Below are 14,980 nucleotides of genomic sequence, written 5' to 3' on the forward strand. Positions count from 1 at the left end.
CCCCTAGAGAGTGTTGGGCAAGGCCTCCGGCAGGCGGGAGGCAGCCGCTCCGGAAGCGCTCTGTTGCTGCTGCACCGCTTCGAGTCGGCTTTCGAGCATCAACTGGTGACGATAGCGACGGATGTTGCGCACGTAGACCACCGGTTCGTGCCCCCGTGCAAAGCCGTGCTTGACCGTTTTGTACCACTTGGCCTGAGTCAGCAGGGGGAGGTGGGCTTTGACGTCCTCCCAACTGTCCGGATTCTTGCCGGCACGTTCGGTCAGGATACGGGCGTCTTCCAGATGACCGCGCCCGACATTGTACGCGGCAAGGGCAAAGTAGGTGCGGTCCGGCTCCTGCAGCCGTTCCGGCAGCCGTTTGTGAATGCCGGCAAAGTAGCGCGCGCCGCCGCGGATGCTTTGCTCGGGGTCAGTGCGCTTGGTTAAGCCGAGGCTGCGCGCGGTGGTTTGGGTCAGCATCATCACACCGCGCACCCCCGTGGGGGAGACCGCGCGTGGATTCCAGTGCGATTCCTGATAGCCGATCGCGGCCAGCAGTTGCCAACTGATACCGGTCTCTTCGGCGGCCTGCTGGAACCAGTCGCGTAGCGGTGGCAGGCGGGTTTCCATATGCCGGCGAAAGGTCAGGTTGTCGACCAGATTGAGGCGTTGGCTGCGACTGAAATACCGCTCTTTCAGACCTTCGATGGCGTGCTGGATCTCTTCGTCGGCAAAGAAGTTGCTCAGGCTGTGCTGCAGGCTGGTATCGCGTTGCTGTTTCAGCATCCAGGCAATGGGCTGCGGCTCGGTGATGGTAAAGGCAGGACGAACCCGCGGAAAGAAGGCCCGGTTAATGGTGAACTCGGTCGCATCCACCAGGGTGTAATCCAGCTCCCCCTCATCGACCCGTGATATCAGATCGAGTACCTCCAGATCACCATCGGCAACGTGCCAGTCAACGCCCTCCGGGGTCAGGGTGGCGAGCAGTTCGGCGTGGCTGGAGTTGGCCATGACTTCGAGCCGGCCCTCGCCGAGGTCGTCGAACCCCTTGGGGCGCTTGTTGCCGGAACGATAGATCAGCTGCGTTTTGCTCTCCATGTAACTGGGGCCGAACTCGAACCGGGTTTGGCGCTCGGGGGTGATTGTCAGTCCGGCAGCGGCGAGATGGGTATTGTTGAGGCGAAGGCTGTCGTAGATCTCCTGCAAACGGTTGTAACTGATGATTTTCAGCTTAACCCCGAGGTGGTCAGCGTACAGCTTGGCAAGTTCGTACTCGAAGCCGCCGGGTTCGCCCTCTTCCAGGAAGTAGGTGGTGGGGCTCTGGCGGGTGGCCACCCGCAGTTCGCCGCGGCTTTGGATTGCCTCCAATACTGTTTGATGGCTGATGTAGGCCAGAAAGGGGGCAAACAGAAACAGCGCGAGCAGCGTCATGGCCAGCAGGTTGCGAATGGAGAATGTCGGGTGAGTCAGCATCAATAGTTGGTCGCTAAACGTGGTAAGCAGGGGCCGATTCCAGTATCATTCGGACCACATTTTTCCCGTTTCTTTCAAATCCCTGATCTGTTTTCGAGAGGCTCGAACTCGACATGCTGACCCTGCGTGGCGCTCCCGCCCTTTCTGCCTTCCGGCGTGAAAAAATCCTATCCACTCTGCAGGCGGAAGTGCCTGTAATTGCAGCAGTATATGCTGAATTCATGCACTTTGCAGAGATCGAGAGTGATCTCGATGACACCGCCTTGGCGGTGCTGGACCGGTTGCTTCGCTACGGCCCCAAAGTTGACGTCGAAGGAACCGATGGCGAGCTGCTGTTGGTTGTGCCTCGTCCCGGTACTATATCGCCTTGGTCCAGTAAAGCCACTGACATCGCTCACAACTGTGGTTTGGCAACGGTGGTGAGGCTGGAGCGCGGTATTGCCTATTACGTCAAGGCGGAGCGGGCCTTGAACGCCGACGAACGCCAGCAAGTCGCCGCGCTGTTGCACGATCGCATGGTTGAGGCGGTGCTCGATTCGGTTGCGGCGGCAGATGCGCTGTTCGCTCATGCCGAACCCAAGCCCTTGGCACGGGTCGATCTGCTGGGCGGTGGCCGTGATGCACTGGCCGAGGCCAACCAGAGCCTGGGACTGGCGCTGGCGGACGACGAGATCGACTATCTGGTGGACGCCTTCACGGGGCTTGAGCGTAACCCCACCGACGTTGAACTGATGATGTTTGCGCAGGCCAACTCCGAGCACTGCCGTCACAAGATCTTTAACGCCTCCTGGGATATCGACGGCCAGGCGCAGGACAAATCACTGTTCCAGATGATCAAGAACACCAATGAGCTGGGCGGTGACAACGTGCTGTCCGCTTACAAGGACAACGCTGCTGTGGTGACCGGTAGCAAGGCGGGGCGCTTTTTCCCGGAGCCGGATAGCAAGCGGTACGGCTACAACGAGGAACTGATTCAGATCCTGATGAAGGTGGAAACCCATAATCACCCGACAGCGATCGCTCCCCATTCCGGTGCGGCGACCGGCTCCGGCGGCGAGATTCGTGATGAAGGCGCTACCGGCCGCGGTGGCAAGCCCAAAGCCGGTCTGACCGGTTTCAGCGTCTCCGACCTTAAAATTCCGGGCTTTGTGCAGCCGTGGGAGTCTGATTACGGCAAGCCGGAACGCATCGTCACCGCGCTCGACATCATGATCGAGGGCCCCATCGGCGGTGCCGCGTTCAATAACGAATTCGGTCGCCCCAACCTGACCGGTTACTTCCGCACCTTTGAACAACGCGTCAACGGTGCCAATGGCGAAGAGGTACGCGGTTACCACAAGCCGATCATGATTGCCGGTGGTATGGGTAACGTGCGTGCCGATCATGTCGAAAAGGGCGAGATCGAGGTGGGCTCCAAGCTGATCTGCCTGGGTGGTCCGGCGATGTTGATCGGTCTGGGTGGCGGGGCGGCTTCTTCCATGTCTTCTGGCAGCAGCTCGGCAGATCTGGATTTTGCCTCGGTGCAGCGTGACAACCCGGAGCTGGAACGTCGCTGCCAGGAGGTGATCGACCAGTGCTGGCAGCTGGGTGACGACAATCCGATCGAATTTATCCACGACGTTGGCGCCGGAGGGCTCTCTAACGCCTTTCCTGAGCTGGTCAAGGATGGCGGTCGTGGCGGCGACTTCGAGCTGCGCAAGGTCAATAACGACGAGCCGGGCATGTCGCCGCTGGAGATCTGGTGTAACGAAGCGCAGGAGCGTTACGTGCTGGCGGTCAAACCGGCCGATATGGCCCAGTTTGAAGCGATTTGCGAGCGTGAGCGCTGCCCCTATGCCATCGTCGGCACCGCTACTGCAGAACATCACCTGACCCTGGGTGATACCCATTTCGACAACAAGCCCGTCGATCTGCCGATGAGCGTGCTGTTCGGCAAACCGCCGAAGATGCACCGCTCCGTGGAGCGGATCAGTTATCAGGTGCCAGCGTTCGATACCGACGGCATCGATCTGGCCGAAGCGGCCGAGCGGGTGTTGAAACTGCCGGCCGTAGCTAGCAAGAGCTTCCTGATCACCATTGGTGACCGCTCCATCACTGGTCAGGTGGCGCGTGACCAGATGGTCGGTCCCTGGCAGGTACCGGTGGCCAACTGTGCCGTGACCACCGCGGCTTATGATACCTACGCCGGTGAAGCGATGGCGATGGGTGAGCGGACCCCGCTGGCGCTGGTGGATTCGCCCGCATCCGGCCGGATGGCAGTCGGTGAAACCATCACCAACTTGGCCTCGGCGCGCATCGGCGATATCAAGGACATCAAACTGTCGGCCAACTGGATGTGCGCTGCCGGTCATCCCGGCGAAGATGAAAAACTGTACGACACCGTCAAGGCAGTGGGCATGGAACTCTGCCCGGAGCTGGGTATCACCATTCCGGTGGGTAAGGACTCCATGTCCATGCGCACGGTGTGGCAGCAGGATGGTGAGGACAAGAGCGTCACCGCACCCATGTCGCTGGTGATCTCCGGCTTTGCACCCGTGCTGGATGCGCGTAAAACCCTTACCCCTCAGCTGCGGACCGATCAGGGTGAAACCGATCTGATTTTGCTGGATCTGGGTAATGGCGAGAATCGCCTGGGTCTATCGGCATTGGCGCAGGTATACAATCAGGTGGGGCAAGCGGTTCCCGACGTGGATGATGCGGTGCAGCTGAAGGTGTTCTTCGCCGCGATTCAGGAGCTCAACCAGCAGGGTTTGATCCTGGCGTACCACGACCGTGCTGACGGTGGTTTGTTCGCCACCCTGGCGGAGATGGCCTTCGCGGGCCGCACCGGTGTTGAGGTTGATCTTGACCTGCTGGCCAGCGATCAGAGCGAGCTGCTGGCGGCGTTGTTCAATGAAGAGCTGGGCGCGGTCATTCAGGTCAAGCGTGAGCAGACCGAATATGTGCTGACGGAACTGAACGCCGCGGGCCTCGGTGAGTGTGCCAAGGTGATCGGCACCCTGAACAGCGATGACCGGATCAATATCAGTTTTGACGACGAAGAGCTGTACAGCGAGACCCGCAGCCAGCTGCAGCGCTGGTGGAGCGAGACCAGCTACCGGATTCAGGCGCTGCGTGACAACGCCGACTGTGCACAACAAGAGTTCGATGCGCTGCTGGATGCGGACGACCCGGGTCTGCATGCCGATCTGACCTTTGATCTCAGCAATAATGTCGCCGCTCCTTACATCAACAGTGGCGTGCGGCCACGGATGGCGGTGCTGCGCGAGCAGGGCGTTAACGGCCAGATTGAGATGGCAGCTGCTTTTGATCGCGCCGGCTTCGAGGCGGTGGATGTGCATATGAGCGACATTCTCAGTGGTCGTCGTTCGCTGGAGGAGTTCAAGGGGTTGGTCGCCTGTGGTGGCTTCTCCTACGGTGACGTGCTGGGGGCCGGTGAGGGCTGGGCCAAGTCAATTCTGTTCAACAGCCAGGCGCGCGATCAGTTTGCAGCCTTCTTCCAGCGCAGCGACAGTTTCGCCCTGGGGGTGTGTAACGGTTGTCAGATGCTCTCCAATCTGCACGAGCTGATTCCCGGCAGCGAGCTGTGGCCGCACTTTGTGCGCAATATGTCAGAGCAGTTTGAAGCGCGGGTGGCGATGGTCGAAGTGCAGGAAAGCAACTCTATCTTCTTGCGCGGCATGGCCGGCTCGCGTTTGCCGATTGCGGTGGCTCACGGCGAAGGTCGCGCTGAGTTCCGTGATGGTGCTCATCAGAACAGCCTCAAGCAGTCTGGCAGCGTGGCACTGCGCTATGTCGACAATTATGGCAAGGTCACGGAGCGTTATCCGGCCAATCCCAATGGCTCACCGGCCGGGATTACCGGGGTGACCAACGCCAGCGGTCGGGTAACCATCATGATGCCACACCCGGAGCGGGTGTTCCGCACGGTGACCAACTCTTGGGCACCGGATAGCTGGCAGGAGGATGGCGCCTGGCTGCGGATGTTCCGCAATGCACGGGTCTGGGTTGGCTAACTCGATCACAATGAATAAGGGGCTTCGGCCCCTTTTTTGTACCCTGCTTGCCGGAGGGGCGGCGGGTTACTCGGCCGCAACAAACATGGGTGGATTATGGTCCTGTCAGGTGGCGATAAATGTGTCGCCCGGTGTGCCGGGCAGCCACCGCCTTGTGCTAGGATAGGGCGCCTGATTGGGGCACTAAGGATGATGCATGTCGTTGATTGAGAGCACCGCTTGGCAGGCGCTGGCCACTCATTACAAAGAGCAGATTGCACCGCTCTCCTTGCAGCAACTGTTTGCCGGCAATGAGTCGCGTTTTGCCCAATTTTCCGTCGAAGCCGACGGCTTGCTGATGGACTATTCCAAGCACCGGATTACCGGCGAAACGCTCAAGCTTCTGGTCCGGTTGATTGAGGAGCGCGAGCTCGGGCGTTGGACCGATGCGCTGTTCAGTGGTGCTCCCGTCAATAGCTCTGAGGGGCGTCCGGCTCTGCACACCGCCCTTCGTGCCGCCTCCGACCAAGGAGTCGAGGTCAATGGTCAGGCAGTCTATCCACAGGTACAGGCCAGTCTCGGCAAAATGGCCGGCATTGTGGCCAAGATCCACGCCGGCCAATGGCGCGGTTACAGCGGCAAGCCGATTACTGACATCGTCAATCTCGGTGTGGGCGGGTCTGACCTAGGTCCGCTGATGATCTGCCATGCGCTGGAGGAGTTCCGCCATGCCGATGCGGCGGGGCTGAATCTCCATTTTGTCTCCTCTATCGATGGCAGTCAGCTGGCGGAGCGGTTGGGGCATCTGAACCAGGAAACCACAGTATTTATCCTGTCTTCCAAGTCATTCACCACCATCGATACGCTGGCTAACGCCGAGGCGGCCAAGCGCTGGCTGGCGCAAAAGATCGATAATGAGGCGGTACTGCTGCGCCAGCACTTTATCGGCTGTTCGGCCAATCCGGAGAAGATGTCAGAGCGCGGCATCCCCCCGCAGAACCAGCTGCTGTTCTGGGACTGGGTGGGGGGGCGCTACTCGCTCTGGTCGGTGATCGGTTTGCCGATTGCGCTGCTGCTGGGTATGGACGGGTTTCGCCAGCTGCTGCGCGGCGCGGCAGCGATGGACGCCCATTTCAGAACCGCGCCACCGGCGGCTAATATGCCGGTGCTGATGGCGCTGCTGGGGGTTTGGTCCAGCAACTTTCTCGGCGTGAAAGGACATGCGGTACTGCCCTACGATGGTCGCATGAGGCACTTTCCCGGCTACCTGACCCAGTTGGAAATGGAGAGTAACGGCAAGTCGGTTGATCGAGATGGTAATCCGATCGACTACGATACCTGTCCGATCATCTGGGGCGATGTCGGCCCCAATGCCCAGCATGCGTTTTACCAGCTGCTGCATCAGGGTACCCAACCGGTGAGCTGTGACTTCTTGGCACCGGTGCTGCGTTACCGGATTTCGCGCTCCGACGGCACTCAGGAGCAGCTTCAAGATCAGCAGGTGTTGACGCTGGCTAACTGCCTCGGACAGTCGCGCGTATTGATGTTGGGCGATCAGGCGCTGGCTGAGGGGGATCCGCGGCGCGGGGCGCGCAATGATCAGCACTATAACGGTAATCAGGGCTCCACCACGCTCCTCTATCCGGAGCTGACGCCCTACGTGCTGGGGCAATTGGTAGCGCTCTACGAACACAAGGTGTTTGTGCAAGCGGTGATCTGGCATATCAACCCCTTTGACCAATGGGGCGTAGAGCTTGGCAAAGTGCTGGCTCAGGATACCTTTGCTGCCATCAAGGACTGCCAGCAGCCCTTCGACGACAGCTCCAGCCAGGGATTGTTGGCTTATATCGCGCGGGTGAGGGGATAACGGCATGCGGGTTTCGGTATACGGCGCCGGATTGACGGGACTGGTCACGGCGTGGGCGCTGGCGGACGTGGGCAATGATGTGGTGCTGGTTGCCTGTGAAGGGGAAGAGCTGACGGCGCTCAAACGGTTGCAGCTGGGTGTTAACGAGCCGGGGTTGAGTGAGCGCCTGGCGGCGCAGTTGGCAGAAGGTCGGCTTCGCTTTGAGGACCAATGGGCGGCGGGCTTCAATCATGGTGACGTGCACTTCGTGGCGCTGGCCGCAGATCGCATAGCCCTGGCTGAACAGTTGCTCGCGGCCCTGGCGCTGACCCGGAGTGAGAGTCTGACGGTGGTCAACCAGAGTACGTTTCCGGTAGGTGCTGCCCGCCGTTTGCGTGAGCTGATGTTGCTGGAGCGAGAGCGTCAGGGACTGGTTGATGATGTCTATTTTTTAGCCCTGCCCAGTTTTCTTCAGGAAGGCGCCGCGATCCATAACTTTACCCGTCCGCAGCGTATTTTGCTGGGTTCCGATGACGAGTGGGGGTTGCGTTTGGTTGCCGAGCTGCTGCGGCCCTTCTGCCGCAATCAGGGCCAATTGATGGTGATGTCGACTAAAGAGGCGGAATTCAGCAAGTATGCCATTAATGGCATGTTGGCGACCAAACTGAGCTTCATGAACGAGATGGCTAATCTGGCTGACCAGTTGCAGGTGGATATCGAGCAGGTGCGTAAGGGGGTGGGGTCGGATCCACGTATCGGGTTTGACTATATCTACCCCGGTTGCGGATTCGGCGGGCTGAGTTTTTCCCAGGACGTGATGCGCTTGGCGGAAACCGTAGAAACCGAGGTGGAGGATTCCTACCTGCTGCAGACGGTGCTGGAGAGCAATGAGCAGCAGAAAGAGGTTTTGTTCCGCAAGCTGTGGCGTCACTTCGACAGCGACCTCGCTGGCAAAACGGTGGCGATCTGGGGGGCAGCGTTCAAACCCGGTACCGATCGTATTGATAATGCGCCCTGCTTGCTGTTGCTGGAGGCGCTTTGGGCACAGGGCGTCGCGGTGCGCATCTATGATCCGGCAGCGCTGGAATCGCTGCGCCGCCACTTTGGTGAGCGGCAGGATATGCGCCTATGTGACAGCGCCTACCAGGCGGCAGAGGGTGCTGACGCGCTATTGATCGTGACTGAGTGGAAGGAGTTCTGGAGTCCCGACTTTGAGCGTTTGGCCGAGCTTATGCGTAACCCGCTGATCTTCGACGGGCGTAATATCTATGACCCCGGGTTTATGCGCGAGATCGGCTTCACCTATCGCGGTGTCGGGCGATCCAGTGATTTTGACAGTTAACCGCGTGCTTTAGCGCAGCAACATCCTTGTAAGGACCGATGAACATGATCGAAACCTGTGTATTCCCTGTGGCGGGCCTCGGTACCCGTTTTCTTCCGGCTACCAAAGCGGTTCCCAAGGAGATGTTGCCGGTGGTGGACAAGCCGCTGGTGCAATATGGGGTGGAAGAGGCGGTGGCTGCGGGGATGTCCAAGGTTTGCTTTATTAACGGTCGTCATAAACAGGCGATCGAGAACCATTTTGATCGTAATGTAGAGCTGGAGAACGCTATTGCCGGTAGCGGCAAAGAGCCGTTGCTGGAAGGCGTCAACCGCCTGATGGCAGAGTGCGCCATCAACTCGATCCGGCAGTTGCAGGCCAAGGGATTGGGGCATGCCATCGGTTGTTCCCGTGCGGTCGTGGGTGACAAACCCTTTGGGGTTATCTTGCCAGACGATCTCTGTGTCAACCTGGACGGGCCGTCGGTACTGGCACAGATGGTCGCGCTGCATGAGCGTTTCGGTTGCAGCGTGGTGGCCATTGAAGAGGTGCCTCGGGATCAGGTGTGTAAGTACGGTGTGATCGCCGGCGACGAGGAGGAGCCGGGAGTGTTTCGCGTCAGCAACATGGTGGAAAAGCCGGCGGTTGAGGATGCCCCCAGCAATCTGGCCATCATCGGCCGCTATATCCTGACCGCGGATATTTTTGACCTGATTGATGCTACCGAGCCCGGCAAGGGCGGCGAGATCCAGATTACCGATGCGTTGATGAAGCAGGCCGCCGAGGGGCGGGTGATCGGTTATCGGTTCCAGGGGCAGCGCTTCGATTGCGGCAGTATGGATGGTTACGTCAAAGCGACCAACTTCTGCTACCAGAATCTCTACGACCGCTGATCGCCTGATACCCGCCGAGACTAAAAAGCCCGCGTGACGCGGGCTTTTTAGTCTGCTGTGTTGCTATTTATGGCAGCACCTTCTTGTATGGCTTGACCACCACCTTGGCATAAACGCCGGCGGCGATGTAGGGGTCGGCGTCCGCCCATGCCTGCGCCGCCTCAAGGGAGTCGAACTCAGCAATGACCAGACTGCCGGTAAAGCCCGCCGGCCCCGGGTCTTCGCTGTCGATGGCCGGGTGAGGTCCGGCAACCAGCAGACGGCCTTCATCCTTTAGAGTGTTCAGCCGCGCCAGGTGATCGGGGCGCGCCGCCAAGCGCTGTTCCAGGCTGTTTTCGATATCTTCGCTGATAATCGCGTAGTACATGGTTGGTTACTCGTTACTGTTTTGTTGTTGGGGTTCTTCCTGAATATGGCGGCTGAGGTACACGCCCTGCAGGATGATAAAGACCAGTGTCAGGCCGAGCATGCCGAACAGTTTGAAGTTGACCCACACCTCTTCGCTCATGGTGTAGGCGACAAACAGATTCAGTCCGCCCATAACCACGAAAAACACGACCCAGGCCAGATTCAGGCGGGTCCATACCGGTGCTGGCAGGGTAACGCTGGCTTCCATCATCCGTTGGACCAGCGACTTGCTGCCGATAAACTGGCTGCCCAGGAAGGCCGCGGCGAACAGCCAATTCACTACCGTGGGCTTCCACTGAATGAAGGTTTTATCCTGAAACAGTACCGTGGCGCCGCCGAGTACGATCACCAGCACCAGTGTGACCAGCTGCATCTTCTCGATCTTGTGGGTGCGCAGCCAGGTATAGCCCATCTGAATCAGGGTCACCGGAATCAGCACCGCCGTCGCCAGAATGATGTCGTTGCTGTACTTGTAGACCGCGAAAAAGATCGCGATGGGAAGGAAATCGAACAGAAGCTTCATGGGGGCTCCAGTGAGTGGGTATCGGCATAGTATATCGGGTTACACTAAGGGACCCAATTGTTGTCCTGGAGTTCGCCATGAGTCGCCCGCCGGTCGATCTGCACACCCATAGCACCGCGTCTGATGGCGGCTTGTCGCCCACCGAGCTGGTTCAGGCTGCGGCTGCCAGGGGAGTGCGTTGTCTCGCGCTGACCGACCACGATACCTGTGCCGGCGTTGCGGAAGCGCGCGCAGCGGCGCAGGAGGCTGGTATCCAGCTGGTGTCCGGCATTGAACTTTCCTCTGTTTGGGAGGGGCGCGGGGTTCATGTGGTGGGGCTCGACATCGATATCGACCACCCGGCGATCAAGGACGCTGAAGCCCATCAGCGCACTGCGCGTGAGATCCGGGCTGAAGAGATCGCCGTGCGGTTGGAGAAGAGGGGCGCGGCTGGGGTGATGCCGCTGGCGCGCAAGCATGCCGGCCCGGCTTTGGTCGGTCGTCCCCACTTCGCCCGGGCGTTGGTTGAACTGGGGGTGGTGGAATCGGAAGGCGAGGCGTTCAAACGCTATCTCGGGGCTGGAAAGGTCGGCGATATTCGTGCGCACTGGCCGGAAATGGCCACGGTGATTCGCTGGATTAAAGATGGCGGTGGTATCGCGGTGCTGGCGCATCCGGGCAAGTACGATCTGAGCTGGACCAAGCTGCGCCGGCTGGTGAGCGAATTTGTCACCGCCGGTGGTGAGGCCATCGAGGTCAGCTACGGCGGCGAAAACCCGGAGCGGATTCGTGAGCTGGGACGCATGGCCAATAAGCAACAGTTGCTGGCCTCAGTGGGCAGCGATTACCATCGCCCCGAGTATCATTGGACGGATCTGGGCAAATTCCCGCCGTTACCGGAGCCAGTGACGGGGGTCTGGGAGCGTTGGATATAGCCCTGCCTAAGCAAAAGGATCGAGAATGAGTATTTTGGTGACCGGCGGCGCCGGCTACATCGGCAGCCATACCTGTGTTGAGCTGTTGCAGGCGGGATACGAGCTGGTGGTGCTGGATAATCTCTGCAACAGCTCCCGTGAATCACTACGCCGGGTAGAGACGATAACCGGCAAGTCGGTGCCGTTGGTACAGGGCGACATCCGTGATCGCTCGTTGCTGGACCAGCTCTTTGCCGAACATGCGATTGACGCCGTAGTACATTTTGCCGGGCTCAAAGCGGTGGGAGAGTCCTGCCAGCAGCCGCTGCATTATTACCAGAATAACGTCGCCGGAACCCTGACCCTGTGTGAAGCGATGGCGGCTGCGGGTTGCAAAACTCTGGTGTTCAGCTCCTCGGCGACGGTCTATGGTGATCCCGCCAGCGTGCCCATCAGGGAGGACTTTCCGACCGCTGCGACCAACCCCTACGGCCGCTCCAAGCTGATGATTGAAGAGCAGTTGGCGGACCTGCATGCTGCTGATCCCGACTGGCGTATCGCGCGGCTGCGCTACTTCAATCCGGTGGGTGCGCATCAATCCGGGCTGATCGGCGAAGACCCCAACGGCATACCCAATAATCTGCTGCCTTACATCGCCCAGGTAGCCATTGGGCGGCTGGAAAAGCTGTCCGTATTCGGCGGCGACTATCCAACGCCGGATGGCACCGGGGTGCGGGATTATATTCATGTGGTTGATCTGGCCCAGGGGCACCTGAAAGCGCTTGAAGTGCTGCAGCGTGACGGGGGGCTGGTGACCTGCAATCTCGGGACAGGGCAAGGCTACAGCGTACTGGAGATGGTGCAGGCTTTTGAGAAGGCATCAGGTCGCCCGGTTCCGTACCAGATTGTGGCGCGCCGGGCGGGTGATATCGCTGCCTGTTATGCGGATCCCGGTTACGCCGGTGAAAAGCTGTGCTGGCAGGCGCGAAAATCCCTGGCCGACATGATGGCCGATACCTGGCGCTGGCAGCGAAACAACCCTAACGGCTTCAAGCCCGCCTAGTAACCCTGCGAGTAAATAGACTGAAGCAGGGCGCGTCAACATTAACCGCGAGGTCAATGTGAGCTCGCGTAAAACAGGCTTCTCCGCGAAGTTGCCTGCGTTTGACGGGGCGATGGCCAAAAAGGCATGGATGGCGATTTGGCCACCGGGTGAATAGTTGTCTGCCGGTTTTTTCGCAGCTGGTCAGTGTTACGTCCGACCGGCTGGCAGGGTATCATCGCAATGCAACTTTTCGGGTTATGATTAGCGCCACGCCGGGCGCGCCCATGAGCTGAAAGTCGCGCTGATATCGGACCCCGAGCTATGTTAGTATCCACGTTTTGGCGAGTAGGATGCTCGCATGCTGTAGCCAAGTAAGGAAGCCAGATTGAGCCAGTTTTTCCAGATCCACCCCGAGACTCCGCAACTGCGGTTAATCCGTCAGGCGGTGGAGATCATCAATAAAGGTGGAGTTATCGCCTATCCCACCGACTGTGCCTACGCGCTGGGCTGCCATATCGGTGATAAGTCCGCGCTGGAACGGATCAAACAGATCCGCCGCCTCGATGATAAGCACAACTTCACCCTGGTGTGTCGGGATCTTTCTGAACTCGCCACCTACGCCAAGGTGGATAACACTGCCTACCGGCTACTGAAACAGAACACCCCCGGTGCCTATACCTTTATCCTGCGCGGTACCCCGGAAGTGCCACGGCGACTGATGCACCCCAAGCGGCGTGAGATTGGCATTCGTATTCCCGACAATGCGATTGCCCTTGCGCTGATGGCGGAGCTCGGCGAGCCGATTATGAGCACCTCGTTGATCCTGCCGGGCGAGACCGAGCCGATGACCGATCCCTACGATATTCGCGATACCCTGCAGAACCAGGTTGATCTGGTGATCGATGGCGGTTATTGCGGCATGGCAGCCACTACGGTGATCAATATGGTGGATGAAGTGCCGGTGATTGTGCGTGAAGGGGCGGGTAATGCAGCCCCGTTTTACGGTTGAAACAGGCTTTATCGATTCGTTGTTCGGCCCCGAGGGCTGGCAATGAGTGGCTCTGGATCTTTATATTCAAGGTTGAAAGGTACTGGTGTGATTGACAGTAAAGAAGACGAGGTTGATCTGCTGGCGCTATTTGGCAAGGTGTGGTGGCGGCGTTGGATGATCACCGGGTTGTCATTGATGATGGCTGCGCTGGTTATGTGCTTTCATCTGCTAAAAAAATCGGTCGATTTTCCTGAAGGTTATCAGTTTCCGATCATGTTTACCTTTGCTGGAGCTCAGCAAGGCACTTACCCCAACGGGGAGCGCTTTGTCGTTGAAGGGCTGCTGGCCAACGAAGTGCTACTTAAAGCGGCGCGAGAAGCTGGCGTGTCAGAAGAGATCATCGGTGCAACCGATATTCGCCTCGGCAATGGCCTGACTGCCTCAAGTGTGAATCAGATTGCCGCGCAGCTTAGGAATGAAAATCTGGCTGACTCTCAGGTTGAGGCGTTGGAAGCTGGGCTGGAGCGCGTCCAAGGGCTGGCGCGGCAGTATGCCGTTTTGCAGGTGAACATGAAACGTTTTAGAGGTGAGCCGGAAGGGGTTAAGGCGTACCTGCGTGAAATTCCTCGTGCTTGGTCAGATAGGGCGGTCAGCGAGATGGGGGTCTTGGAAGTTGAGCATCAGGCCGTGAGTAATGCTTTCGTTTTTGACCCTCAGGCCAGCTTGATCAAAGAGGTATTCCGGTTTGAGGGTTATCTGGATCTGCTCGAGCGCTCGATCATGGAGTTAGGCACGTATGGTATCGCTAACCTTTCCGCCATTAGTGCGGAAAGTGGCCAGCGATTGTCGGAGATACGCTTGAATCTGAATTCGGTGCGCACCGAATTCAATGACTTGGTTTCCATGATCCCTTATGCCATTAACGGTGGGGAAGCTTCGTCCGATCGGATCAGTGAAAGCCTACTGGCGGCGAAACGCCTCAACCTGGAACTGGAACGCGAGCGCTTGCAGGCAATGGTTGCTGTTTATGATGAGAGTCTGGCGCTGCTCAGTGGTAGCCAGGAGCTGGTTCTGCCCGCCGCTCCTAGCAACGAGGCCCTGACACGCGGGGCCAACGCCTCAGCATTGTATTCTCCACAACTCTCAGATCAGATGTTTAACTCATTGCTGGAGCTGGGTAAAACTGTATCGGACTCTGAGCAGAGGGCTGCGATCATTAACAAACGGATTGAAGTGTCCGAACAAATACAAAACGTTAACCTGCGTCTGGCTCGGTTAAGCAATACCTCCAGCGCCCAGTACAACCTGCTTGATAAGGATGGAATTCTTACGCTGCTGGCGCAGCAGACCGATGCGGCAAACTTTATTCAGGGGGATGTCCAATCTATCTCGCAGCTCGTATCACAGCAGGTACTTGGCGCGACTAACACGCTGTGGCAAGGACTGGGGCCAGTATCTGAGCTTAGCGCAACTAGCGCGAAATTAACGCGCGTGCTGGCTCAAGTCATAGCAGCACTAGTGTTCGGGCTTCTGGTGGGGCTGTTTCTGGCGCTAGTACTGCCTTGGCCGAAGAGCAAGAGTTTAATATCGTCTGAGTGACGGCGTGATGAGGT

At 58.8% G+C, this 14,980-nt stretch carries 11 protein-coding genes; 8 read left to right on the top strand and 3 right to left on the bottom strand.

Annotated elements, in window-relative coordinates; all coding sequences use genetic code 11:
- Positions 1-3: 3 nt before the first annotated feature.
- Positions 4-1,452, bottom strand: a complete 1,449-nt coding sequence (gene mltF, locus JJQ76_RS14495; RefSeq protein WP_210397594.1) for a membrane-bound lytic murein transglycosylase MltF — start codon at positions 1,450-1,452, stop codon at positions 4-6.
- A gap of 113 nt (positions 1,453-1,565) precedes the next feature.
- Here mltF and purL point away from each other — a divergent pair, with 113 nt between their 5' ends.
- The 4 genes from purL to galU all read left to right on the top strand — a co-directional run bounded on the left by purL (position 1,566) and on the right by galU (position 9,507).
- The gene (purL, locus tag JJQ76_RS14500) at positions 1,566-5,468 is read left to right on the top strand and encodes a phosphoribosylformylglycinamidine synthase (protein ID WP_210397595.1); all 3,903 of its coding nucleotides are present in this window, start codon (positions 1,566-1,568) and stop codon (positions 5,466-5,468) included.
- 196 nt (positions 5,469-5,664) lie between these two features.
- A complete protein-coding gene (pgi, locus tag JJQ76_RS14505) occupies positions 5,665-7,314 on the top strand; it encodes a glucose-6-phosphate isomerase (protein ID WP_210397596.1) in 1,650 nt (549 codons plus the stop codon).
- A 4-nt stretch (positions 7,315-7,318) separates the two neighbouring features.
- The gene (locus JJQ76_RS14510) at positions 7,319-8,635 is read left to right on the top strand and encodes a UDP-glucose dehydrogenase family protein (protein WP_210397597.1); all 1,317 of its coding nucleotides are present in this window, start codon (positions 7,319-7,321) and stop codon (positions 8,633-8,635) included.
- 44 nt (positions 8,636-8,679) lie between these two features.
- Positions 8,680-9,507, top strand: coding sequence for a UTP--glucose-1-phosphate uridylyltransferase GalU (gene galU, locus JJQ76_RS14515; protein ID WP_210397598.1), 828 nt, complete (start codon positions 8,680-8,682; stop codon positions 9,505-9,507).
- 67 nt (positions 9,508-9,574) lie between these two features.
- Here the strand turns inward: galU and JJQ76_RS14520 are convergent, their stop codons facing one another.
- Together JJQ76_RS14520 and JJQ76_RS14525 are read right to left on the bottom strand one after the other, a co-directional pair.
- Positions 9,575-9,874, bottom strand: coding sequence for a YciI family protein (locus JJQ76_RS14520; protein ID WP_210397599.1), 300 nt, complete (start codon positions 9,872-9,874; stop codon positions 9,575-9,577).
- Positions 9,875-9,880: 6 nt separating this feature from the next.
- On the bottom strand, positions 9,881-10,438 hold the full coding sequence (locus JJQ76_RS14525) for a septation protein A (protein WP_210397600.1): 558 nt from the start codon (positions 10,436-10,438) through the stop codon (positions 9,881-9,883).
- Positions 10,439-10,515: 77 nt separating this feature from the next.
- Here JJQ76_RS14525 and JJQ76_RS14530 point away from each other — a divergent pair, with 77 nt between their 5' ends.
- The 4 genes from JJQ76_RS14530 to JJQ76_RS14545 all read left to right on the top strand — a co-directional run bounded on the left by JJQ76_RS14530 (position 10,516) and on the right by JJQ76_RS14545 (position 14,966).
- Complete coding sequence (locus tag JJQ76_RS14530) at positions 10,516-11,352, top strand: PHP domain-containing protein (protein WP_210397601.1); 837 nt, start codon at positions 10,516-10,518, stop codon at positions 11,350-11,352.
- Positions 11,353-11,377: 25 nt separating this feature from the next.
- Positions 11,378-12,394, top strand: coding sequence for a UDP-glucose 4-epimerase GalE (gene galE / locus JJQ76_RS14535; protein ID WP_210397602.1), 1,017 nt, complete (start codon positions 11,378-11,380; stop codon positions 12,392-12,394).
- 367 nt (positions 12,395-12,761) lie between these two features.
- Positions 12,762-13,385, top strand: coding sequence for an L-threonylcarbamoyladenylate synthase (locus JJQ76_RS14540; RefSeq protein WP_210397603.1), 624 nt, complete (start codon positions 12,762-12,764; stop codon positions 13,383-13,385).
- An 87-nt stretch (positions 13,386-13,472) separates the two neighbouring features.
- Positions 13,473-14,966, top strand: coding sequence for a hypothetical protein (locus tag JJQ76_RS14545; RefSeq protein ID WP_210397604.1), 1,494 nt, complete (start codon positions 13,473-13,475; stop codon positions 14,964-14,966).
- Positions 14,967-14,980 lie beyond the last annotated feature (14 nt).

The sequence above is a fragment of the Motiliproteus sediminis genome (assembly GCF_017912535.1).
Taxonomy (GTDB): Bacteria; Pseudomonadota; Gammaproteobacteria; order Pseudomonadales; family Balneatricaceae; genus Motiliproteus; species Motiliproteus sediminis.

What these genes read in the sequence shown, in the direction of transcription:
- mltF (WP_210397594.1), bottom strand. Translation starts at nt 1,452, where the DNA reads ATGCTGACTCACCCGACATTCTCCATTCGCAACCTGCTGGCCATGACG.
- purL (WP_210397595.1), top strand. Translation starts at nt 1,566, where the DNA reads ATGCTGACCCTGCGTGGCGCTCCCGCCCTTTCTGCCTTCCGGCGTGAA.
- pgi (WP_210397596.1), top strand. Translation starts at nt 5,665, where the DNA reads ATGTCGTTGATTGAGAGCACCGCTTGGCAGGCGCTGGCCACTCATTAC.
- JJQ76_RS14510 (WP_210397597.1), top strand. Translation starts at nt 7,319, where the DNA reads ATGCGGGTTTCGGTATACGGCGCCGGATTGACGGGACTGGTCACGGCG.
- galU (WP_210397598.1), top strand. Translation starts at nt 8,680, where the DNA reads ATGATCGAAACCTGTGTATTCCCTGTGGCGGGCCTCGGTACCCGTTTT.
- JJQ76_RS14520 (WP_210397599.1), bottom strand. Translation starts at nt 9,874, where the DNA reads ATGTACTACGCGATTATCAGCGAAGATATCGAAAACAGCCTGGAACAG.
- JJQ76_RS14525 (WP_210397600.1), bottom strand. Translation starts at nt 10,438, where the DNA reads ATGAAGCTTCTGTTCGATTTCCTTCCCATCGCGATCTTTTTCGCGGTC.
- JJQ76_RS14530 (WP_210397601.1), top strand. Translation starts at nt 10,516, where the DNA reads ATGAGTCGCCCGCCGGTCGATCTGCACACCCATAGCACCGCGTCTGAT.
- galE (WP_210397602.1), top strand. Translation starts at nt 11,378, where the DNA reads ATGAGTATTTTGGTGACCGGCGGCGCCGGCTACATCGGCAGCCATACC.